Source organism: Methylobacterium sp. C25 (assembly GCF_021352225.1).
In the GTDB taxonomy this organism is placed as follows: domain Bacteria; phylum Pseudomonadota; class Alphaproteobacteria; order Rhizobiales; family Beijerinckiaceae; genus Methylobacterium.
The window spans coordinates 578,224-599,008 of record NZ_JAAUVI010000002.1; the positions used below are offsets into that span (position 1 = coordinate 578,224).

Annotated in this window: 18 protein-coding genes; 12 read left to right on the plus strand and 6 right to left on the minus strand. The window is 66.4% G+C overall.

Annotated elements, in window-relative coordinates; translation table 11 throughout:
• The 5 genes from HCU64_RS09090 to HCU64_RS09110 all read left to right on the plus strand — a co-directional run bounded on the left by HCU64_RS09090 (position 1) and on the right by HCU64_RS09110 (position 4,077).
• On the plus strand, positions 1–522 hold the full coding sequence (locus HCU64_RS09090; RefSeq protein ID WP_233383505.1) for a hypothetical protein: 522 nt from the start codon (positions 1–3) through the stop codon (positions 520–522).
• 27 nt (positions 523–549) lie between these two features.
• Positions 550–1,566 carry a mitochondrial fission ELM1 family protein gene (locus HCU64_RS09095; RefSeq protein ID WP_233383506.1) on the plus strand — a complete coding sequence of 339 codons (1,017 nt, stop codon included), beginning with the start codon at positions 550–552 and terminating at the stop codon, positions 1,564–1,566.
• A gap of 55 nt (positions 1,567–1,621) precedes the next feature.
• Entirely contained in the window at positions 1,622–2,599 is a 978-nt protein-coding gene (gene trxB / locus HCU64_RS09100; RefSeq protein ID WP_233383507.1) for a thioredoxin-disulfide reductase, read from the plus strand.
• Positions 2,600–2,854: 255 nt separating this feature from the next.
• On the plus strand, positions 2,855–3,745 hold the full coding sequence (locus HCU64_RS09105; RefSeq protein WP_233383508.1) for a LysR family transcriptional regulator: 891 nt from the start codon (positions 2,855–2,857) through the stop codon (positions 3,743–3,745).
• A gap of 65 nt (positions 3,746–3,810) precedes the next feature.
• Positions 3,811–4,077, plus strand: a complete 267-nt coding sequence (locus tag HCU64_RS09110) for a YARHG domain-containing protein (RefSeq protein ID WP_233383509.1) — start codon at positions 3,811–3,813, stop codon at positions 4,075–4,077.
• A 7-nt stretch (positions 4,078–4,084) separates the two neighbouring features.
• Here HCU64_RS09110 and HCU64_RS09115 read toward each other — a convergent pair whose 3' ends face one another.
• The 3 genes from HCU64_RS09115 to HCU64_RS09125 form a co-directional block, all read right to left on the minus strand.
• Positions 4,085–5,791, minus strand: coding sequence for an AMP-binding protein (locus tag HCU64_RS09115; RefSeq protein ID WP_233383510.1), 1,707 nt, complete (start codon positions 5,789–5,791; stop codon positions 4,085–4,087).
• A gap of 84 nt (positions 5,792–5,875) precedes the next feature.
• Positions 5,876–6,577, minus strand: coding sequence for a hypothetical protein (locus HCU64_RS09120; RefSeq protein ID WP_233383511.1), 702 nt, complete (start codon positions 6,575–6,577; stop codon positions 5,876–5,878).
• Positions 6,574–8,070, minus strand: a complete 1,497-nt coding sequence (locus HCU64_RS09125) for a leucyl aminopeptidase (RefSeq protein WP_233383512.1) — start codon at positions 8,068–8,070, stop codon at positions 6,574–6,576. Before HCU64_RS09125 ends, HCU64_RS09120 begins: the two co-directional genes overlap by 4 nt.
• 208 nt (positions 8,071–8,278) lie before the next feature.
• Here HCU64_RS09125 and lptF point away from each other — a divergent pair, with 208 nt between their 5' ends.
• From lptF to HCU64_RS09155, 6 genes are all read left to right on the plus strand, one after another.
• Positions 8,279–9,448 carry an LPS export ABC transporter permease LptF gene (lptF, locus tag HCU64_RS09130; protein ID WP_233383513.1) on the plus strand — a complete coding sequence of 390 codons (1,170 nt, stop codon included), beginning with the start codon at positions 8,279–8,281 and terminating at the stop codon, positions 9,446–9,448.
• An 8-nt stretch (positions 9,449–9,456) separates the two neighbouring features.
• Positions 9,457–10,545, plus strand: coding sequence for an LPS export ABC transporter permease LptG (lptG, locus tag HCU64_RS09135; protein WP_233383672.1), 1,089 nt, complete (start codon positions 9,457–9,459; stop codon positions 10,543–10,545).
• Positions 10,546–10,600: 55 nt separating this feature from the next.
• Positions 10,601–13,195 carry an LPS-assembly protein LptD gene (locus tag HCU64_RS09140; RefSeq protein ID WP_233383514.1) on the plus strand — a complete coding sequence of 865 codons (2,595 nt, stop codon included), beginning with the start codon at positions 10,601–10,603 and terminating at the stop codon, positions 13,193–13,195.
• A 27-nt stretch (positions 13,196–13,222) separates the two neighbouring features.
• Positions 13,223–14,239, plus strand: coding sequence for a 4-hydroxythreonine-4-phosphate dehydrogenase PdxA (gene pdxA / locus HCU64_RS09145; protein WP_233383673.1), 1,017 nt, complete (start codon positions 13,223–13,225; stop codon positions 14,237–14,239).
• On the plus strand, positions 14,236–15,096 hold the full coding sequence (rsmA, locus tag HCU64_RS09150) for a 16S rRNA (adenine(1518)-N(6)/adenine(1519)-N(6))-dimethyltransferase RsmA (protein ID WP_233383515.1): 861 nt from the start codon (positions 14,236–14,238) through the stop codon (positions 15,094–15,096). Before pdxA ends, rsmA begins: the two co-directional genes overlap by 4 nt.
• A gap of 411 nt (positions 15,097–15,507) precedes the next feature.
• Entirely contained in the window at positions 15,508–15,906 is a 399-nt protein-coding gene (locus HCU64_RS09155) for a hypothetical protein (protein ID WP_233383516.1), read from the plus strand.
• Between the two features lie 59 nt (positions 15,907–15,965).
• On the opposite strand, the gene HCU64_RS09160 is transcribed toward HCU64_RS09155, so the two are convergent.
• The 3 genes from HCU64_RS09160 to HCU64_RS09170 form a co-directional block, all read right to left on the minus strand.
• A complete protein-coding gene (locus HCU64_RS09160; protein ID WP_233383517.1) occupies positions 15,966–16,328 on the minus strand; it encodes an STAS/SEC14 domain-containing protein in 363 nt (120 codons plus the stop codon).
• Between the two features lie 59 nt (positions 16,329–16,387).
• The gene (locus HCU64_RS09165; RefSeq protein ID WP_233383518.1) at positions 16,388–18,580 is read right to left on the minus strand and encodes a primosomal protein N'; all 2,193 of its coding nucleotides are present in this window, start codon (positions 18,578–18,580) and stop codon (positions 16,388–16,390) included.
• Positions 18,581–18,687: 107 nt separating this feature from the next.
• The gene (locus HCU64_RS09170; protein ID WP_233383519.1) at positions 18,688–19,860 is read right to left on the minus strand and encodes an MFS transporter; all 1,173 of its coding nucleotides are present in this window, start codon (positions 19,858–19,860) and stop codon (positions 18,688–18,690) included.
• A gap of 215 nt (positions 19,861–20,075) precedes the next feature.
• Between HCU64_RS09170 and HCU64_RS09175 the strand changes: the two genes are divergently transcribed.
• Complete coding sequence (locus HCU64_RS09175) at positions 20,076–20,705, plus strand: DUF7379 domain-containing protein (protein WP_233383520.1); 630 nt, start codon at positions 20,076–20,078, stop codon at positions 20,703–20,705.
• The last annotated feature ends 80 nt before the right edge of the window (positions 20,706–20,785 follow it).

The following is a 20,785-nucleotide window of genomic DNA, read 5'->3' on the forward strand; positions in this document are numbered from 1 at the left end:
GTGGCACGGAACTCGATCGCAGGTCGGATCGCCGTCGCTGCGCTGCTCTGTCTGGCGCTCGCGCAAGCGAGCGTCACGGAGGCCGCCTCCGGGTTCGGCCGCTTCTCTTCCGTTCAGGTCGATGTGCGGCCGTTCCTGGCAGAAGGCGGCGGCGCGCAGGCGGAGGCCTTGCGCGGGGATCTCACCGTCGCGCTGAGGCAGAGCTTCGCCGGCCGCATCGGTGGTCGCGGGCCGAGCCTCGTCGTGGTGGTTCGCAGCCTCTCGCTCAATCCCTATGCCGGCAGCGGCAATAGCGGTCGCGGCGGTTTCGGCGGCGGCGGCGGCGGGGCCAACGACTATCTCGACGGCGAGGCGCTGCTCGTCGCCGCGAACGGGAAGGTTCTCGCTCGGCATCCGCAACTCGCCGTGCTTCCGTCGAGTTCGGGCGGCGCTTGGTATGATCCTGCGTCGGAGCGCCGCCGCGTTACCGCCATCGCCGAGCAGTACGCTCAATGGCTCGTTCGCGCCCTTCCGGCCGAGTGACCGGTCGAGCGTGTCGAGGGCGTATCGGTGAGTGAGTCGATCCCGGATCTGTCACGATGCTCGACCTGGATCGTCACTGACGGCAAGGCCGGTGACGAAAATCAGTGCCTCGGCATCGCCGAGTATCTGAAGCTGCCTTACGAGTTGCGCCGCATTCCCCATCGTCCGTTCAACTGGACGGCACCCTGGGGCCCGCTCGATCCTCGGGACGCGCCGGGACGCAAGGGTGGCACGCTGGCCGGTTCCCTGCCGGATATCGTGATCGCATCCGGCCGGCGCGCCGTCCCCTACATGCGGGCCATTCGAAAGGCGTCGGGCTTCCGAACCTTCGCGACCTTTCTCAAGGACCCGCGCACCGGCCATGAAGCCGCGGATTTCATCTGGGTGCCGGATTTCGACGACCTGCGCGGCCCGAACGTGTTCACGACGCTCACGGCCCCGCACCAGGTGTCGCGAGAGCGGTTGCAGGCGGCGCGCGCCGTGCCCGATCCGCGTCTGGCCGCCCTGTCCTGGCCAAGGGTCGCCGTCCTGGTGGGGGGCAACAGCCGGCATCTTAGTTATCGCCCGGCCGACATGAAGCGGCTGGTGAAGCACCTCGGCACCCTCGCTGATAGCGGCTCTTCGCTGATGCTGACGGTGTCGCGCCGTACGCCGGATGAGCTGCGGGTGGCTCTGGAGAAGCTGGTCTCCGAGAAGGGTGGCTTCTACTGGGATGGGAGCGGCACCAATCCTTACGTCGCCATGCTCGCCTTGGCCGATCAGGTCGTCGTCACCTCGGATTCCGCCAACATGGTCGGCGAAGCCGCGAGCACGGGCGTGCCGCTTCTTCTGTTCGACCTGCCGAAGACCTACATTCGGCATCGGCGGATGTTCGCTGGGCTTGCCATGGCCGGTGCCCTGAAGACATTCGTCGGCCGGCTGGAAGCACTGCAATACGCCCCCATCGATGCCACGCCGGACATCGCGAATGCGATGGCAAAAGCATTTGTCGAGCATCGGCAACGGATTGCAGCAGCGGGCGGCTCAGCGCGAGATCGGCTTTAAGCCCTTTCACGCGGTGCCGGAGCGAGCCGGCGGCGCGGACCAGGAGACGGACGACATGGCTCATACGCATGCGAAGCTCGTGATCATCGGCTCGGGGCCGGCCGGCTATACGGCGGCGATCTACGCCGCGCGCGCGCTAGTCGAGCCGCTGCTGATCTCCGGGTTCCAGCCGGGCGGACAGCTCATGATCACGACGGATGTCGAGAACTATCCGGGCTTTGCCGACGCGATCCAGGGTCCTTGGCTCATGGAGCAGATGCGGCTGCAGGCCGAGCATGTCGGCACCAGGATCGTGTCGGAGTACATCACCGAGGTCGATCTTAAGAGCCGCCCGTTCAGGCTGACGGCCGATTCCGGCGAGACCTATTCCTGCGATGCTTTGATCATCGCCACCGGTGCCCAGGCCAAGTGGCTCGGCATTCCCTCGGAAACGAAGTTTCAGGGCTTCGGCGTCTCAGCCTGCGCGACCTGCGACGGCTTCTTCTTCCGGGGCAAGGAGGTCACCGTGGTCGGCGGCGGCAACACCGCGGTCGAGGAGGCGCTCTACCTCGCGAATGTCGCGAGCAAGGTGACCGTCGTCCACCGCCGTGGCGAGTTCCGAGCCGAGCGCATCCTGCGCGAGCGGCTGTCCAAGCATCCGAACGTCGAAGTGATCTGGCATCACAGCGTCGAGGAGATCTGCGGCAGGACCGAGCCGGCGCCGTCCGTCACGCACCTGCGCCTCAAGGATGCGCGCACCGGTGAGATCCGGGAGCACGCCACCGAGGGCGTCTTCATCGCCATCGGCCACCAGCCGGCGACCGCGATATTCGAGGGGCAATTGCCGACGCGCCATGGCGGCTATCTCACCGTGAAGCCCGGAACGACCGAGACCGAGATCCCCGGTGTCTTCGCGGCGGGCGACGTCGCCGACGACGTCTACCGTCAGGCGGTGACGGCCGCGGGCATGGGCTGCATGGCCGCGCTCGAGGCCGAGAAGTACCTCGCGAACCTCGAAGTCGGCGAGAATCCAACCCAGGCGGCGGCCGAATAATCCTCGGTTGCAGGTCATCGTCTGTTAAGATGTTGACACGCGGACATTCGCAACCAATTCGCAAGTCAGACATCCTAAGCTATGCAGCGACGGTAGAAGCCGGTAGCGCAGGGTTCCGTTTGGCGAAGGTGTAACCGAACCCTCGGTGCACGTGTCGCGAGGGATCGGGGGCTTGCCGGACAACGCTGGGGGCGATGATCCGCACGGCTGGGGCCGGACGGGGCGTGCCCCGGTAAGCGTACGGGAGGCACGGCCGTGGACTGGGACAAGATCCGGATATTCCTCAACGTCGCGGAGGCCGGCAGCTTCACGCGCGCTGGCGACGACATCGGCCTGAGCCAATCGGCCGTGAGCCGTCAGATCAGCGCGCTGGAGCGCGAGCTGAAGGCACCCCTGTTCCACCGGCATGCTCGCGGCCTGATCCTGACCGAGCAGGGCGACCTCCTGTTCCGTGCCGCGCGGGACATGAAGCTTCGGCTGGAGAACACCCAAGCCCGCCTCGTCGAGACCAGCGAGCGTCCGTCGGGCGACCTGCGCGTCACCACGACAGTCGGCCTCGGCACCTCTTGGCTCGCCCAGCGCGTTTCCGAGTTTCTCGATCTCTACCCGGAGGTGCGCATCGAGCTCATCCTCACCAACGAGGAGCTCGATCTCGCGATGCGCGAAGCCGACATCGCAATCCGTATGCGGCGCCCCGCTCAGCCAGACCTCATCCAACGGCGGCTGTTCACGGTGCATTACCACGCCTTCGCCAGCGAAGATTACATCAAGCGCTTCGGGGAGCCGAAGACGCTCGATGACCTCGACGAGCACCGTCTGGTTTCGTTCGGCGGCAACGAGCCATCCTATCTGCTCGCGACGCATTACCTCGCCAGCATCGGGCGCGAGGGCCGCGAACGGCGGCCGATCAGCTTCACGGTCAATAACGTTGCGGCTCTGCACGAGGCCATGCGCTCGGGCGCCGGCATCGGAATCCTCCCGGACTACGCCATCGATGGGAATCAGAGCCTCGTCCAGGTCATGCGCGACAGCGAGATGCCGAGTATGGAGAGCTACCTCGTCTATGCCGAGGAGATGCGCTCCGTCGCGCGTGTCCAGGCCTTCCGGGATTTCCTCGTGACCAAGGCGCAGCGCTGGGCGTTCTGAGCCGCCCAAGCTCGACAGTCCGTCCGTGACGTGATCGATAGGCCCTCCTTCTGGGAGGATATTCGATGCGATTCCTGATTGCGGCCAGTGTTCTCGCCTTGTCGGCCGGTGCTTTCGAAGCGCGCGCCGGTGGCTGCGAGGATGCCTGGTATCAGCGCAATTCGATCTACAAGCAGGCCGGCTACTGCTTCCGGACGCCGCGTGCGATCCGCGCCTTCGGCAATGCCGGCTGCAGCTACGATGCCGTCGAGGACGTGCCGCTCTCGGCCCGCCAGCGCGCCGAAGTCGCCCAGCTCAGGGCCTACGAGCAGTCCTACGGCTGCCCGCAATAGTCGGGGCTTACGCCGGGTCCTGATCGCGCAGGGCTCGGCGCAGCACCTTGCCGACATTGGTCTTCGGCAGGCTGTCGTGGAAGACGATGCGGCGCGGCACCTTGTAGCCCGTGAGCTGCTCGCGAGCATGCGCTTTCAGGACATCGGGCGCGACACCTTCTCCCTTGATGACGACGTGCGCGACGACGATCTCGCCGTCGTCGCAACGGGCGCCGACCACCGCGCATTCGAGCACGGACGGGTGCTTGGCCAGAACGTCCTCGACCTCATTCGGGTAGACGTTGAAGCCTGACACGAGGATCATGTCCTTCATCCGGTCGACGATGCGGATTGAACCGGTCTCGGACATCGTCGCCACGTCGCCGGTGCGGAAGAACCCGTCTGCCGTCATAGCGTGACGGGTCTCGTCCGGCCGGTTCCAGTAACCCGCCATGACCTGCGGGCCGCGGACGCAGAGTTCGCCCGCCTCGCCGTATGGCAGGTCGCGGCCCTCCGCATCCCGGATGGCGACCTCCGTCGATGACACCGGATAGCCGATCGATCCCGACCATTCCTTCAGGTCGACGGGATTGACCGAGACCACGGGCGAGGTTTCCGAGAGGCCGTAACCCTCGATCAGCGCCTTGCCCGTCGCCGCCTTCCACTTGGCGGCCACCGCTGCCTGGACCGCCATGCCGCCGGCGATGTGGTAGCCATCGGCTCGCGAGAAATCGACCGTGTGCAGCTTCGGGTGGTTCAGGAGCAGGTTGAACAGCGTGTTCACACCCGACAGATGCGTGAACTTGCTGGAGGCCAGCGTCTTCACGAAGCCGTCGACGTCTCGCGGATTGGCGATCAGCAGGCAGCAGCCGCCGATCTTCAGGAAGAAGAAGAAGCAGGCCGTCAGCGCGAAGATGTGGTAGAGTGGCAGAGCCGTGACCATGGTTCGCAGCTCGCCATCGTCTCCCGAGACTTGGAACCAGATCCGGCTCTGCTCGACATTGGCGACGATGTTGCGGTGGGTCAGCATCGCTGCCTTGGCGATACCCGTCGTGCCCCCGGTGTATTGCAGGAAGGCGAGATCGTCCGGCGTCACCGCGATGCGGTGGCGCGGGAGCTTGCTGCCGCCCTTCAGCACCGCCAGAAACCGTGTCGCCTTGGCGGGCGGCAGCTGGAAGGACGGCACGGCTCGTTTGACATAGCGCGAGGCGAAGTCGATCACCTTGCCCTTGAGGCCGAGGCCGTCGCCAGGCCCGACGAGGACGATGCGCTCCAGCCTCGGCAGCTTCGGCAACGCCTCCGCGACCGTATGGGCGAAGTTCTCCAGCACGAACAGGACCTTGGCGCCAGAATCCTCGAGCTGCCCGATCAGTTCGCGCGGAGTGTAGAGCGGGTTGACGTTCACGGCGGTGCAGCCGGCGATGAGGGCACCGAGCAGGGCCGCCGGATAGGCGGCGACGTTCGGCATCATCAGCGCGACGCGGTCGCCCTTGGCGAGACCTTGAGAACCGAGCCAGGACGAGACCGCTTCCGCCGAGGCGCCGAGTTCGCGATAGCTCACGCTCTTTCCGAAGCTTATCAGCGCAGGCCGATCGGCAAAGGCGGCGATGCTGCGATCGACGAGATCGACGAGCGTTCCGAGCCGCTCGACCTCGATCTCGGCCGGCACCGCGGGCGGATAAGCCGCCAGCCAAGGGCGCGCGGCGAAACGATCTCCGGCCACTGGGTCGGCCATGGTGTTCTCCCTGCGCCGAGCCTTGTCGCGGCTCGTACGGCTGCCCGCCTTGCTCTCTGGCTTAGCGGGATCGGCTGCGAACGATCAACCCGCCGCTCGCGTCGACGGGTCAGCCCGCACAGCCGAGATGAGCACGTGGGGCAGGAAGGCGGCCAGGAGACAGATGGCGACGAGCACGGTATCGCCCGCGTCGAGCGGGCGGCGCGGCCATGGCCCAAGGCCGATCGTGCGCGCGAAGCCGAGCACGGCCAGGGCGTACCAAAGCGCCACGAAGCGCGAGAGAAGCCCGGCAAGGCCTCTCCCGAAACGGCGCAGCCGGGCCGCATGCTCCCGTGCCGGTTGTCCGGCGATCAGCACGCCGAGCCCCATGGCAAGGCCGAAGGCGGAGGCGGCGACGGCAGCGCCGAGCGCATATGCAGCCATCATCGGAATTTGGTTGAGGAAGGCCATGCCGCCGGTCATGAAGCCACCGCGCAGGACGAGGCCGCCGAAGGTGGGGTGCATGCTGAGGGCGAGCACCAACCCGAGGCCGATGAACGCCCCGAGCACACGCCTCAGGGACGACGACGGACCCGGCGCGAGAGCCACCGCGATCACACGCACGAGGGCGTAGACGATCGCAAAGGCGAAGAGCGGGTAATGGTCGAGAAAGAAGCCGTAAAAGCGACTCTCAATCTCGGCCGGGACCGGCGTACTCTGGTCGAATCCGGTGACGAAAACAGCGCTCAGCGCGGCGAGCGCCGCGATGAGCGGCGCTGACGCGACGAGGATCGCCGACGGCCTCACGCTTCGTATGTATCACGTACGAGGCGATCAAGCAGGCGCACGCCCCAGCCCGCACCCCAGCTCCGGTTGATCTCGCTCGGGGTCGAACTCATGCCGACGCCGGCAATGTCGAGATGCGCCCAGGGCGTCTCGCCGACATAGCGTTTGATGAAGGACGCGGCGGTGGCGGCGCCGCCATGACGGCCGCCGGTGTTCTTCATGTCGGCGAACTTCGAGTCGATGGCCTTGTCGTAGGCCGGGATCAGCGGCATCCGCCAAACCTTCTCGCCGGCAGCCTCACCGGCGGCGGTGATCGCGGCGGAGAGTTCGTCGTCGTTCGAGAAAAGGCCGGCGATGTCCTGGCCGAGCGCCACGATGATCGCGCCGGTAAGCGTCGCCAGATCGATGATCGCCTTCGGCTTGTAGGCCTGATTCACGTGCCAGATCACGTCGGCGAGGACGAGCCGGCCCTCGGCGTCGGTGTTGATGACCTCGATGGTCTGGCCGGACATCGAGGTGACGATGTCGGAGGGGCGATAGGAATTGCCGTCCGGCATGTTCTCGACAATGCCGATGGCGCCGACGACGTTCACCTTGGCGCCGCGTGCGGCGAGCGCGTGGATGGTACCGACCACAGCGGCCGACCCGCCCATATCGCCCTTCATGTCCTCCATGCCACCGGCCGACTTGATCGAGACGCCACCGGAATCGAACACCACGCCCTTGCCGATCAGCGCCAGCGGCGGCTCGGCTTTGTCGGCCGCGCCGTTCCAGCGCATCACAGCGATGCGCGGCTCGCGGGCCGAGCCTTGGGCCACCGCGAGGAGGGCGCCCATGCCCAATTCGCGCATCTTGGCGACATCAAGGATTTCAACCTCGACTCCGAGCTTGGTCAGCTCCGAAGCGCGGCGGGCATATTCCTCGGGAAAGAGCACGTTCGGCGGCTCGTTGACGAGGTTGCGAGCGAGGATGACGCCGTCGGCAACGGCGCGGGCGCTATCGGCGGCCTTCTCGGCGGCGCCAGGATCGGCGCTCAGCACGGTGAGCTGCGTCGTCCGGTCGTCCTCGGCCTCCGGCTTCTTCTTGGTCTTGTAGCGATCGAAGCTGTAGCTGCGCAGGCGCGCGCCCAGCGTGAAATCGGCGACATCCCGGGCCGAGGCCTCGGTGCCGGGCCAGTCAAGGGCGACGCGGGCCGTTCGGCCGCCGATCTTGCCCGTCGTGAAACCGCCCAGCGTGACGTAGTCGATCTTCGCGCGGTCCTTCTCTGAGCCGAGACCGATGACGACCAGCCTGTCCGCCTCGACGCCGGCCGGCGCGGGCAGCGTCATCGCGCTCTGCGACTTGCCCTTGAAGCGCTCGCTCGCCGCGGCGCGCGCAACCAGCTCGACACCCGCTGTTCCGAGCAGTTCCGATGCAGCCGGCGAGAGGGCGAGGTCGTCGCCAACGAAGACGACAAGGTCGCCGGAGCCCTTCGACGACAGGGGTTGAAAGGCGATTCCGATACCATCCGCCATCTTATAAGCTTTCCGACCCTCTTGCGTTCGGGCTGTCGTCGCCCGATCACGAGCGGCGCCCTCGGCCTTGTGTACCCTGTGAGGCGCAGAACGCAACGCGACGGAGGAGCGCCGTGAAACGGCCCAACTCAGGGTGTCTGAGCCGTCGGTTCCGGGTCGGGCGGGCCATCGGAAAACCCTCGGCGGGAACGGCTTGGCGCGACGGGCGATGACCCATATCGAGCGTTACATCTTCAGGATCACACTCGGTGCCTTCCTCGCCTGCCTGATCGGTCTCACGGGTACGATCTGGGTGACGCAGGCCCTGCGCGAGTTAGATCTTGTTACGGCAAAGGGGCAGACGCTCCTGATCTTCCTGCTGATCACCGGCTTGTCGCTTCCGACGCTGATCACCGTGATCGCCCCGGTCGCCCTGTTCATCGCGGTGATCTACGCCTTGAACAAGCTCAACGGCGACTCCGAGCTGATCGTGATGTCGGCCGCCGGCATGGCGCCCCGGCAGATCCTCAAGCCGTTCTTCACGCTGGCCATGGCAGTGAGCGTGATGGTCGCGTTCCTCACCATTCAGGTGATGCCCTCTTCCTTCCAGGAGCTGCGCGACGTGCTCACCCGCGTGCGCGGTGATTTTGTCGCGAACGTCGTGAAAGAAGGCCAGTTCACCTCGCTCGACAGCGGCATCACCTTCCACTTTCGCGAGCGCGGTCGCGATGGCTCGCTCAACGGCCTGTTCATCCAGGACAAGCGCGAGGCGGGAAAGACCGTGGTCTACATCGCCGAGAAGGGCGTGGTCACCGACTATGACGGGCAGACCTACCTGACGCTCACCAATGGCAGCGTGCACCGCCAGCAGAAGAACTCGCGCGATTCTTCGATCGTCACCTTCGAGCGCTACGCCGTCGACCTCGCCGCCTTCGCCCCGCCGGACGGAGAGGTCATCTACAAGCCGCGCGAGCGCTCGACCTCGCAGCTGCTTTTCCCGGACACCTCTGAGAACCTCTACAAGCTACAGAAGGGCCGTTTCCGGGCCGAATTGCACGACCGGCTATCCGCCTGGCTGTACCCGTTGGCACTCGCCCTGATCGCGTTCGCAGCGCTCGGAGATCCACGCACCACGCGCCAGGGCCGGGGCCTGGCGATGGCCGGCGCAGTCACTGCCGTGGTTGCCTTCCGCATCGGTGGCTTCGCGGCTTCGAGTGCCGCCGTGCGCAGCCAGGGCGCCGTCGTCGCGATCTACGCCGTTCCGCTTCTGGCTGCCGGCCTGTCCTGCCTGCTGATTTTTCAGGGCGCTCGGGTCCGTGCCTTCAATGCCTCTCTCGGCCGCTTCGCGAAGCACCGGCTCGCCGGCCTCGTGCGGCGACCTCGTCTCGGCACGGGCTGATCGCCGTGCTGCTGATCGGGCCTACACTGGGGCGTTATTTCGCTCTGCGCTTCGTGCGCACCATCCTCGGTGTGTTCGTCACCGTTTTCGCGCTCGTCTACACGCTCGATTTCGTCGAGTTGCTGCGGCGCGCCGGCGACGCCGAGGGCGCATCACCCGGCTTGATGGCGAAGCTCGCCTTCTATCGCACGCCGGCCGTGGCTGAAGGCGTTTTGCCCTTCGCCGTCTTGTTCGGATCGATGGCGGCCTTGCTCCAGCTCTCGCGCAAGCTGGAGCTTGTGGTGGCGCGAGCAGCCGGTATCTCGGCCTGGCAGTTCCTGCAGCCTGGACTGTTCGTCGCGCTCGGGATCGGCGCGGTGTCGATCGGAATCTACAACCCGATCTCCGCCGTGATGAAGCAGCGCTCCACCGAGATCGAGGCCAAGATCTTCGCCAAGTCGACGAAGGCGGGGTCGGGCAAGGATCTCTGGCTGCGTCAGCGTGGCCTCGATGGCGAGGCGATCATTCGCGCGGAGACTGCAGTGGAGGGCACGACGACCCTGGCCGGAGTCTCGATCTTCACGTTCAGCAACACCGGCATCTTCGAGACTCACATCGAGGCGGCCCGCGCGATCCTGCACGATGGGTACTGGGAATTGCAGGACGTGCGGCTGCTCGCCAAGGACGAGCCTCCGGAGAGCTTCGACACCTACCTCATCGCGTCGAGTCTCGACCCGGGGCAGGTGCGGCAACGCTTCACCCCCCCGGAATCTGTGCCCTTCTGGCAACTGCAGGAGACCATCGCACGCACCGAACGGTCCGGTTTGGACGCCACGCGATACCGACTCCAGTACGATGTCCTGACCGCTCGGCCGCTGCTGTTTTTGGCCATGGTGCTAGTCGCAGCAACGGTTTCCTTAAGGTTCTTCCGCTTTGGTGGAGTGGGAAAACTGGTGCTCGGCGGGGTGGCTGCGGGCTTCCTTCTCTACGTGGTCCGGCAGGTCACGGAGGGGTTGGGAGCCTCGGGTTTGATCACTCCGCCAGTGGCGGCGTGGTTCCCGGCCGTGGTAGGGAGTTTGCTCGGTACGCTCACGCTTCTCTACCAGGAAGACGGCTAGGCCCGGCTTCAGGAGCAAGACGCAGTGACGACCGGGAAAAGGTTTTGGAGACCCGTTGCGTAAGGTCGCCGACATCACGGTCCAGGCCGGCTTGGCCCTGCTTCTGCTCTCGGCTGCGATCACCGCCGGGGCATCGCAGGCGCTTGCCCAAAGCGCGTTCGAGGACAAGCTCGCCGCAGCCTCGAAGCCGAAGGGTAACGAGCGCCTGCTCGTCGAGGCCGCCGAGCTGATCTACGACAACGACCACAACACCGTGACCGCACGGGGCAATGCGGAGCTGCATTACGGCAACCGAACGCTCCAGGCCGACCGCGTCCGCTACGACCGCACCACCAGCCGAGTCTTCGCCGAAGGCAACGTACGCCTCACCGACGGGACCGGCTCGGTCGTCACCGGCGAGCGGATGGAGCTGACGGACGACTTCAAGAACGGCTTCATCGACAGCCTGCGCATCCAGACGACGGTCCAGTCCAAGGGTCAGCCGGTGCGCACCCGCATCTCGGCGCCTCGCGCCGAGCGGATCGACGGCGAGCAGACCAGCTTCGATTACGCGACCTACACGGCCTGCGAGCCCTGTAAGGACCATCCCGAGAGACCGCCGCTCTGGCAGATCAAGGCTGCCAAGATCATCCAGAACAGCGAGACGCACACGATCTACTACGAGGACTCGACCCTCGAGATCGGCGGAATCCCGATCGCCTACCTGCCGTATTTCGAGTCGGCCGACCCGTCGGTGAAGCGTAAGACCGGCTTCCTGACGCCCCGCTTCATCACGTCGACGGCGCTCGGAACCGGCGTCGGCACGCCGTATTTCATCAATCTCGACCCGAGCTACGACCTGACGATCACGCCGACCTTCGTCAGCCGCCAGGGCCTGCTCGGACAGGCCGAGTACCGCCAGCGCTTCGACAACGGCCAATTCAGCATCCGCCTGTCCGGCATCTCGCAGACGACGCCGAGCGCGTTCCTGCCCGGACCGCTCGGCGCGGCCGACCGAGACCTCCGCGGCTCCGTCGAGTCGAAGGGCCGCTTCTACATCAACGACCGTTGGCGGATGGGCTGGGACCTCGTCGGCGTGACCGACAAGTGGTTCCTGGACAACTATCGCATCCGCAACCAGAACGTGACGGCCGACTACTTCCGTGAGGCGGTGTCGACGGCCTACCTGATCGGCCAGGGCGACCGCTCCTGGTTCGAGGCTCGCGGCTACTACTTCAAGTCCCTGTCGAGCTTCGACTGGCAGAAGGAGCAGCCGGTCGTCGCCCCGGTGATCGACTACGACAAGCGCATCAACGGCCCCGGCCTGCTCGGCGGTGAGGTTCGCCTGCAGACGAACCTCACCAGCATGACCCGCGACGCCACGGACTTCCAGGGCATCCCGCGCACAACCGCCTATGTGTTCACGCCGAGCGTCGGCGGGGTGAACTACCCGCTCTACGAAACCTGCAGCACCTTCACGCGCAGCACCTGCCTCGTGCGCGGCCTCGCCGGGACGGATACTCGCCTATCGGCTCAGGCCTCCTGGCGGCGGACCTTCATCGACGATTTCGGAATGGCGTGGACGCCGTTCACCTACTTGCGGGCAGACTCGTTCTTCGACAGCCCGAGCCTGTCGGGCTACCAGAACGCCAACGTCAGCAGCATCGCCTCGGTCAATGACGGAGCGGTCAGCCGGGTGATGCCGGCAATCGGCATCGACTGGCGCTATCCGTTCGTTTCCGATTTCGGCGCGCTCGGCGTCCATACCATCGAGCCGATCGCCCAGGTGATCGTGCGGCCGAGCGAGACCCGTATCGGCCGCCTGCCGAACGAGGATGCGCAGAGCCTCGTCTTCGACGACACCTCGCTGTTCGAATGGGACAAGTTCTCGGGCTACGACCGCGTCGAGGGCGGCGTGCGCGCCAATGTTGGCGGACAATACTCGGTGGTCACGCCCTCCGGCTGGTACGCAAACCTGATGGCCGGCGAGTCGATCGCCATCGCCGGCGTCAATTCGTTCCGGCGCGGCGACATCGCCAATGTCGGCCTCGATTCGGGCCTGGAGAACCAGTATTCCGACTTCGTCGGCCGGGCTCAGGTCTCGCCCAACAAGAACATCACCTTCATCGCGCGCACCCGTCTCGCGCAGAACGACTTCAGCCTGAACCGCTTCGAGGCCGGTGTCATTGCGCGCTTCGCGCCGTTCCTGCCGCTCGATACCTCGGTGTTCTACTCCTATTACGGCGCACAGCCGGCGCTCGGCTTCGACCATCGCCGCGAAGGCATCACAGCCTCCGCGACGTATCACATCACGCCGAACTGGTTCGTCTCAGGCTCGGTGCTGTTCGACCTGACCCGCTACCTCGACAACCGCGACCTCTACAACGACGCCCTGACGGCGTATCTCGCCAATCCCATCGGCGCGCCGCCGGTCTACTCGCCCGGTGATCGCTTCTTCTCGACTGGTTTGAGCGTCGGCGCCGGCTATCAGGACGAGTGCACCACGGTCTCGCTGAACTACATCAACTCGCCGATCGCTACGGCGCTCGGCACTCGCGAGAAAAATCAGACCGTGCTGCTGCGCATCGAGCTGAAGACGCTCGGCGAAGCGGACCTGAAGCAAAACGTCAACACGGTCACCACCGCCGACGGCATCTCCGCGGTGCGCTGAGCGCGAGATTGCTGTAGGCGTCGCCGGATCATGACCGACGATACGCCGCTGGCGCTCACCCTTGGCGATCCGGCCGGGATCGGCCCCGAGATCGCCCTCGCAGCCTGGCGCGCGAGGGTCGAACGGGACGTCCCGCCCTTCCTGCTGATCGGCGACCCCGAATTCCTGGAGGCCGCCGCGCACCGGCTCGGGTTGCTCGTGCCGGTTGCCGAAGTTGATCCCGAATACGCCGTCGAGGTGTTTCCGCGCGCCCTGCCCGTCTGGCCACTGCCGAGCGGTACCAAGGTAGCGGCCTCGCCCGGTTTGCCGGATTCCGCGAATGCCGGGGCGACGATCGAGTCGATCACCGCTGCCGTCGATCTGGTGCGGAGAGGGCGTGCCTCGGCCGTCGTGACCAATCCGATCGCCAAATTCGTCCTGACCCAGGTGGGCTTCGCACATCCGGGACACACCGAGTTCCTGGCCGCCCTCGCCACGGAGCCGGGGCGCGACGTGCCCCTACCGGTCATGATGCTGTGGAGCGAGACGCTCTCCGTCGTGCCGGTCACGATCCACGTTGCCTTGCGCCGCGTCCCGGAACTGCTGACGCAGGATCTCGTCGAGCGTACCGCGCGGGTCGTCCATGCCGGGCTGCGCGAGCGCTTCGGCCTGACAAGTCCCCGGCTCGTGCTCGCCGGCCTGAATCCGCATGCCGGCGAGGCCGGCACCATGGGCACCGAGGACCGCGACGTCCTCGCCCCCGCAGTAGCAAAGCTGCGCTCCGAGGGGATCGACATCCGCGGCCCGCTGCCTGCCGACACCCTTTTTCACGAGCGAGCCAGAGCGGCCTACGACGTCGCGCTGACGCCGACCCACGACCAAGCGCTGATCCCGATCAAGACGCTGGCCTTCGACGACGGCGTCAACGTCACGCTCGGACTGCCATTCGTCCGGACTTCACCGGACCACGGCACGGCCTTCGACATTGCCGGACAGGGTATCGCGCGCGCCGACAGTCTAATCGCCGCCCTGCGCCTCGCTCACCGCCTCACGGCACGGCCATGAGCGAGTTCGCCTCCGACGGCCTGCCGCCTCTGCGTGAGGTGGTGAGACGGCACGGCCTCGAGCCCAAGAAGGCACTCGGCCAGAACTTCCTGTTCGACCTCAACCTGACCGGCCGGATCGCCCGTGCGGCCGGACCGCTCGACGGCGTTACCGTGGTGGAGGTCGGCCCAGGGCCCGGCGGCCTGACGCGCGCCTTGCTGGCCGCAGGCGCAGGCAAGGTCGTCGCGATCGAGCGCGATCCTCGCGCCCTGCCGGCTCTGGCCGAGATTGCCGCCCATTATCCCGGCCGGCTCGAGGTGGTCGACGCCGACGCCGTCGGATTCGATCCGCGCCCGCTGATCGGACAGGGTCCGGCGCGCATCGTGGCGAACCTTCCCTACAATGTCGGCACTCCCCTCCTCACCGACTGGCTGACGGAGGCGGATTGGCCGCCCTGGTGGGACCGCGCCGTTTTGATGTTCCAGCGCGAGGTCGCCGAGCGCATCGTGGCCGATACCGATGACCGGGCAAATTACGGGCGGCTCGGCGTGCTCTGCGGCTGGCGAGCCCAGGCGACGATCCTGTTCGACGTGGCGGCTTCCGCCTTCGTGCCACCGCCGAAGGTCACATCGAGCGTGGTGTCGGTGATCCCGCGGGCCGAACCGATGCCCTGTTCGGTGAAGACGCTGGAGACGGTGACCCGCGCCGCCTTCGGTCAGCGTCGCAAGATGCTCCGCCAGAGCCTCAAGGCAGCGACGCCAGATCCGATCAGCCTCCTGACCGCCGCAGGCCTGCCGGAGACGGCGCGCGCAGAGGAGGTGCCGGTCGAAGGTTTTGTCGCCCTGGCCCGTCTTCTGGCAGCCTCTGCACGAGAGTGAGCCGGCGGGATTAAGGCCGATAGCCCGGCCGTTGACCTCAATGCGCCGTCCTCCAAGGAGCGCGAGACCTCTCAACCCCGCCCGGCTCGTCCGGCGCGGGTTTTTTTTGCTGCCATGCCGGACAGCGCGGCCCGCCATTCGCGAGAAAGAAACGGCGACCGAATTCTTCTCAAATGAATATGATTGGACTTATCAACATAACGAAGATGAGACCCGGGAACTCAAGAAGAGACGCGCATGTTGTAGAATACATGATCTAAACTTGGCCGTATCCGAACGATCTTCTATGGCTCAGCTTCTAGGCGTCACAATCTCGCCGCTTCGTCAGGTATGTTGCGTTCATTCTCAATACTCACTGGTTCGAGGCAGCGAACTGCTTCGGGTCGCCCGACCCTCTCGGATGGATGACGCATGTCGAAGCTCGCTCTCACGCTCGCCCTCGCCGCCGGCCTGACCTCGCATCTCGCTCTGCCGGCGGGCGCGCGTGACGCCAACTTCGACGGTACCTGGTCGGTTGAGCTGGTGACGGAGAGCGGCGCGCTCTGTGACGCGCGCTACAGCTACTCGCTTTCGGTGATCGACGGGCAGGTCCGGCCGATCTCGAAGGCGGCGAGCAGCGGAGCCACGGTCACCGGCCGGGTTGGCAAGGACGGTGCGGTCGGGCTCAACGTCGCGACCAGCGCAGCCAGCGGCTCCGCCTCCGGCCGGCTGCAGACGCAAAGCGGCTCGGGCTCCTGGAAGGTCTCTTCGCTCTGCTCCGGCCGCTGGACGGCGCACCGTCACACCACGCGGACCGCGCAGGCAGACTGATTGTCCTTCAGCGACGGGCCGGGTAAGCGGCCCGCCGTCATTGGGAAGCTGCCTTGCTCTCAGGCGGCAGCGTTGAGCCAGGCGCGCGCCTCGTCGATCTTGGCGCGTTCGAACACCTTGATCTGGGTCGGCGAGACGAAGCTGAAGGTCTCGGCGACCATCTTCAGCCATTGCGCATCGGTCACCAGCGCGACGTGGCTCACGCCCTTCATCATCGAGATACCGAAGCGCGGGTCCTTGAAGAAGGCCGCCGGCTCCATGCCCTCGAAGGTGCGAATATCCTCCAGAAGCTTGAGCTTCGTGCCGGTATCCAAGTCGGCCTTCATCGCCGCCATGACGGTGTTCATCTCCTCGTCGGTGATTTTCCCATCGACGACGATCTCGGCGAAACTGGATTTGGGCTTTTTCTCGTAGGTCAGCACGGTCTTCGAGCTCCTCGCGATACGCAGTCTGCGTGTGAAGGCAGGAACGCTGCCAAACCCTAGAGGAAGCTCTGCGGATCCACGTCGATGGTGACTTTGGTATTGCCGCGCGGCTTCGGGCTCCTGGCAAGCCAATCGCGCAGATAGCTCTGGATGTCGATTCCCCGGTCGGTTTTTACCAGCAGCCGGAAGCGGTAGCGTCCGCGCACCAGCGCGAGCGGCGCCTCCGCTGGACCGAGCACCATGATCCCGGCCGGTGGATCGGCGACTCGGGCCATAGCTTGGCCATGCGCTTCGGCCACCTCGCGCTCGGCGGCCGAGACGATCAGCGCCGCGAGTCGGCCGAAGGGCGGCAGACCGGCCGCCTCGCGCGCAGAAATCTCCTCCTCGTAGAACCGCTCGGCCTCGCCGGAGAGCAGGGCCGCGATCACCGGATGATCGGGCTGGTAGGTCTGCACCAGGGCACGCCCCGGCCGCTCGCCGCGCCCGGCGCGGCCGGTAACCTGCTGGAGAAGCTGGAAGGTGCGCTCCGCCGCGCGCGGGTCGCCGGAGGTCAGGCCGATATCCGCATCGAGCACGCCGACCAGCGTCAGGTGCGGGAAGTTGTGCCCCTTGGCGACCAGCTGGGTGCCGATGACGATGTCGCATTCACCCGCCGCGACCGCTTCGAGCTCCTGACGCAGCCGCTCGGTACCTCCGGGAAAGTCACTCGACAGCACGATGATGCGCTTGTCGGGAAACAGCTCCGCGGCCTCCTCGGCGATCCGCTCGACACCGGGGCCGCACGGCGTGAGATGGTCGAAGGTACCGCACTCAACGCAGGCCTCCGGCTTCCGCTCGGTGTAACCACAATGGTGGCAGACCAGCGCCTTGCGGAACCGGTGCTCCACCAGCCAAGTCGAGCAATTGCGGCACTGGTAGCGATGGCCGCAGGCGCTGCAGAGTGTGAGGGGGGCGTAGCCGCGCCGATTGAGGAAAAGCAGGGCCTGCTCGCCATCCGCAACCGTCTTCTTCACCGCCGCGACCAGCGGAGGCGACAGGAATCGGCCGCGCTCAGGTTTGTCCAGGCGCATGTCGATGGCTGTGATGTCGGGCAGCCGCCGGCCGCCGAAACGCTCAGGCAGCACGATATGGCCGTAACGCCCACGCTGGGCGTTCACCCGCGATTCGATCGACGGCGTTGCCGAGGCCAGTACCACCGGGCAGCCTTCGAGCCGCCCGCGCACCACTGCCATGTCGCGGGCGTGGTAATGGACGCCATCCTCCTGCTTGTAAGCGGTCTCGTGCTCTTCATCGACGACGATGAGGCCGAGATTGGCGAAAGGCAGGAACAGCGCCGAACGCGCGCCGACCACTACGGACACGTCGCCCTTCGCGACTGCGGCCCGCAGCCGCTCCCGGCGCTTGCCGCCCACCCCCGAGTGCCAGGTCGCCGGCCGCACCCCGAAACGCGCGGCGAACCGGTCGAGGAACTGTGCCGTCAGCGCGATCTCGGGCATGAGCACGAGCGCCTGCCGGCCGCGCCGCACGCATTCTGCGACGGCCTCGAAATAGACCTCGGTCTTGCCGGAGCCGGTGACGCCTTCGAGGAGGATCGTGTCACCCAAGCCTCTCCCTTCTGCCGGAGAGGGTGCGGGGTCGAAGGCCGCGATCAATTGTCTTGCTGCCGCGTCCTGCGCCTCCGACAACGGCGTCTCGCGCGGAAAATCCGGGTCCGGCGGTAGCGCCACCGGCTCGGGCAGCAGGGCCACCGTCTCCAGGGCGCCGTCGTCGACCAGCCCATCAACCACGCTCAGCGAGACGCCTGCCTCCTTGGCCAGCGCACTCTTGCCGCGGACGCCGCCATCAGCAGCAACGGCGAGCACTTTGGTACGGGCAGCAGTGGCCCGGGCAGGAGAATTGCCAGCGGCTCGCACGCCGACTCGCGCGACCTCGGTGCGCGCTGTCTCGTCGGGTAGGCGCAGGGCCATGGCCAGCGCCGAGCCCTTCGGAGCGAGCGTGTAGCGCGCCAGCCAGTCGACGAGGCGCCGCAGCGGTTCAGATAGCGGGGGCGCCTCGATAGCCCCGCTCACCGGGCGTAGATTGCTCCCCGAGGCCCGATCCTCCACGCCCCAGACCACACCGACGGTCTCCCGCGGACCCAGCGGGATCTGCACGACATCGCCGTTTTTTAACGTGAGACCCACCGGCACCGCATAGCTATAGGCGGTGTCGAGCGCCAAAGGGATCAGGATATCGGCGATCTGAGGCATGTAACCTGACGAGGCGACTGCAGGCTCGCGGCTTTTTGTTCTACATTTGTACCGGTCCGCTGTCGATCAAGACCCGTCGATGCGGCCAGCAGCCCGGCAGCGCTATGTCATTTCCCGCCACGAAGCGACAGCGCGATCGGAACGGCAGCGAGGCTGAGCGCGCTCATCGCCCAGAAGGCGCGGATGCCGACCAGACCGTAGAGTTGGCCAGCGGCGAGCGTCAGCAGCGCCGAGGCGAGGCCGAGGCCGAGCGCGCCGTAGACACCGAGCGCCGTCGCCCGCAACCCGTCCGGTACAGAGCGCTCGATCAGTGCGAGACAAGCGAGATGCAGGGCGGCGAAGGTCAGCCCATGCAGGACCTGGATGGCCGCGAGCGCCGGCAGCCAGGTTGTTGCGCCCTGGACGGCCCAGCGCAGGGCTCCTGCGATGGCCGCGAGGGCGATCGCGCCCGGTGATCCGATCCACGATAGGAGCCGCGGACCGAGCCAGAGGAAAACCAGAACCTCTGCAGCAACCGATTCCGACCAGAGAAGGCCAGCGGTGCCGGCAGAGATCCCCGCCTCTCGCCAGACGATGACGGTAAAGGCATCGTGCATGGCGTGCGCGCCGATGACGAGTGCGGCGGCAAGAACCACGCGGCGAAAGGCCGGAATGGCCGCGAGCGCACCAAATCCGATCTGCGGAGACATCCTCCAATCACCCGCCTTTTCCCGAGGTGGGAGGCGAAGTCGAAGCGCGAAAACGGCCGCCGCAGCGAATGCTGTGCCGCATGCCCAGATCCCTGCCGAGTTGCCCCAGATGCCGACGAGAAATCCGGTCAGGATCGTTGCCGCGATGAAGGCGGCGGAGCCGGCGGCGCGGACCCAGCCATACTCGAAAATCCGCCCACTCCCCGCCGCCGCCAGAGCCAGGGCGTCGGCGATGGGAGCAAGCGGCGCGGTCCAAATCGACTGGACGATGCCGATGACGATGATCGGCCAGAGGCCGTGCCCGGCCAGCAGAGCGAGGTTGGAGATCCCGGCGAGAGCGAGACACGCCGCAAGCAGCGCCTGTGCGCGGCCAGTCCAGTCCGCGATGCGCCCGGCGACGGGGCCGACCGCAAGGCGGGTCAGGGTCGCGGCAGCGAGAAAGGTCGTGATCTCCTGCGGCGACAATCCGCGCTCAGCGAGGTAAGCCGGCAAGAATGGAGACAGGGCGCCATAGCCGCCATAGAGCGCGGCGAACAAGGCCAGGTAGCTCGTCAGAAAGCTGCTCTTGCCTCTCGCGCCAGACGTCGTCATTCCATCTCGATTTGACTGGTCTAACTCTTTGAATCGATCGCGATTTCCGTGTTCTGGCCGCATCGGTCAAAACACGGCATGATCTAGGATGAGGTGATGATCGGCTGCACCCTGTCCCGTCCCGAATCGAGGGCGCGATGATCGGACAATGTGGAGTAGCGCCTCCGCGGGACGGAGTCGTTCTGCTCCATGGTACCGCGCGGCGCGCCTCCTCCATGCGAAGCCTCGAACGCGCCTTTGCTGCGGCCGGCTACGCCACGCTGAACATCGACTATCCGGCACGGCAGGCCGCGCTCGGCACCATTGCCGGGATCATCCGTTCCGACATCGCCACCTTCTCGGCGCGTGTCGCGCAAGTCCACTTCGTCACGCATTCGATGGGCGGGCTCGTCGCGCGTGCACTGATCACTCGGCATCGACCAGCCAAACTGGGCCGCGTCGTAATGCTGGGGCCGCCGAACGGAGGCAGCGAGGTGGCGGACGCGCTGCGTCACTCCCGTCTCTACCGCCGGTTCTTCGGACCCGCCGGCGCTCAGTTGGCGACACAACGGAGCGAGACACTGACGCGGCTGGTGGGACCGGTCGACTACCCGCTCGGAATCATCGCAGCCGACCGCAGCCTCTACCCTCTCGAATCCTGGCTGCTGCTGCCGGGTCCGAATGACGGGCGCGTCACCGTCGCCCGCACTCGCGTCGACGGCATGAGCGCGCATCTGACCCTCCACACCACTCACATCACGATGATGTGGAACCATCGCGTCATCCGGGAGGCGCTGCATTTCGTGCGCGAAGGCCGCTTCGCCAGCGATCGCGCGTTTTCGCGTGAGGAAGCCGCTCCCCGCTGAACCGAAACTGTTCTAAGAAGCGGCCTGCCGAGGCTGCGGCCCACGGGTTATCTCGTGATGGGCCATCTCGGTTCCGTGTG

Coding starts and splice junctions, on each gene's coding strand:
- trxB (WP_233383507.1), top strand. CDS start 1,622: ATGGCTCATACGCATGCGAAGCTCGTGATCATCGGCTCGGGGCCGGCC.
- HCU64_RS09110 (WP_233383509.1), top strand. CDS start 3,811: ATGCGATTCCTGATTGCGGCCAGTGTTCTCGCCTTGTCGGCCGGTGCT.
- HCU64_RS09115 (WP_233383510.1), bottom strand. CDS start 5,791: ATGGCCGACCCAGTGGCCGGAGATCGTTTCGCCGCGCGCCCTTGGCTG.
- HCU64_RS09125 (WP_233383512.1), bottom strand. CDS start 8,070: ATGGCGGATGGTATCGGAATCGCCTTTCAACCCCTGTCGTCGAAGGGC.
- lptF (WP_233383513.1), top strand. CDS start 8,279: ATGACCCATATCGAGCGTTACATCTTCAGGATCACACTCGGTGCCTTC.
- rsmA (WP_233383515.1), top strand. CDS start 14,236: ATGAGCGAGTTCGCCTCCGACGGCCTGCCGCCTCTGCGTGAGGTGGTG.
- HCU64_RS09155 (WP_233383516.1), top strand. CDS start 15,508: ATGTCGAAGCTCGCTCTCACGCTCGCCCTCGCCGCCGGCCTGACCTCG.
- HCU64_RS09165 (WP_233383518.1), bottom strand. CDS start 18,580: ATGCCTCAGATCGCCGATATCCTGATCCCTTTGGCGCTCGACACCGCC.
- HCU64_RS09170 (WP_233383519.1), bottom strand. CDS start 19,860: ATGACGACGTCTGGCGCGAGAGGCAAGAGCAGCTTTCTGACGAGCTAC.
- HCU64_RS09175 (WP_233383520.1), top strand. CDS start 20,076: ATGCGAAGCCTCGAACGCGCCTTTGCTGCGGCCGGCTACGCCACGCTG.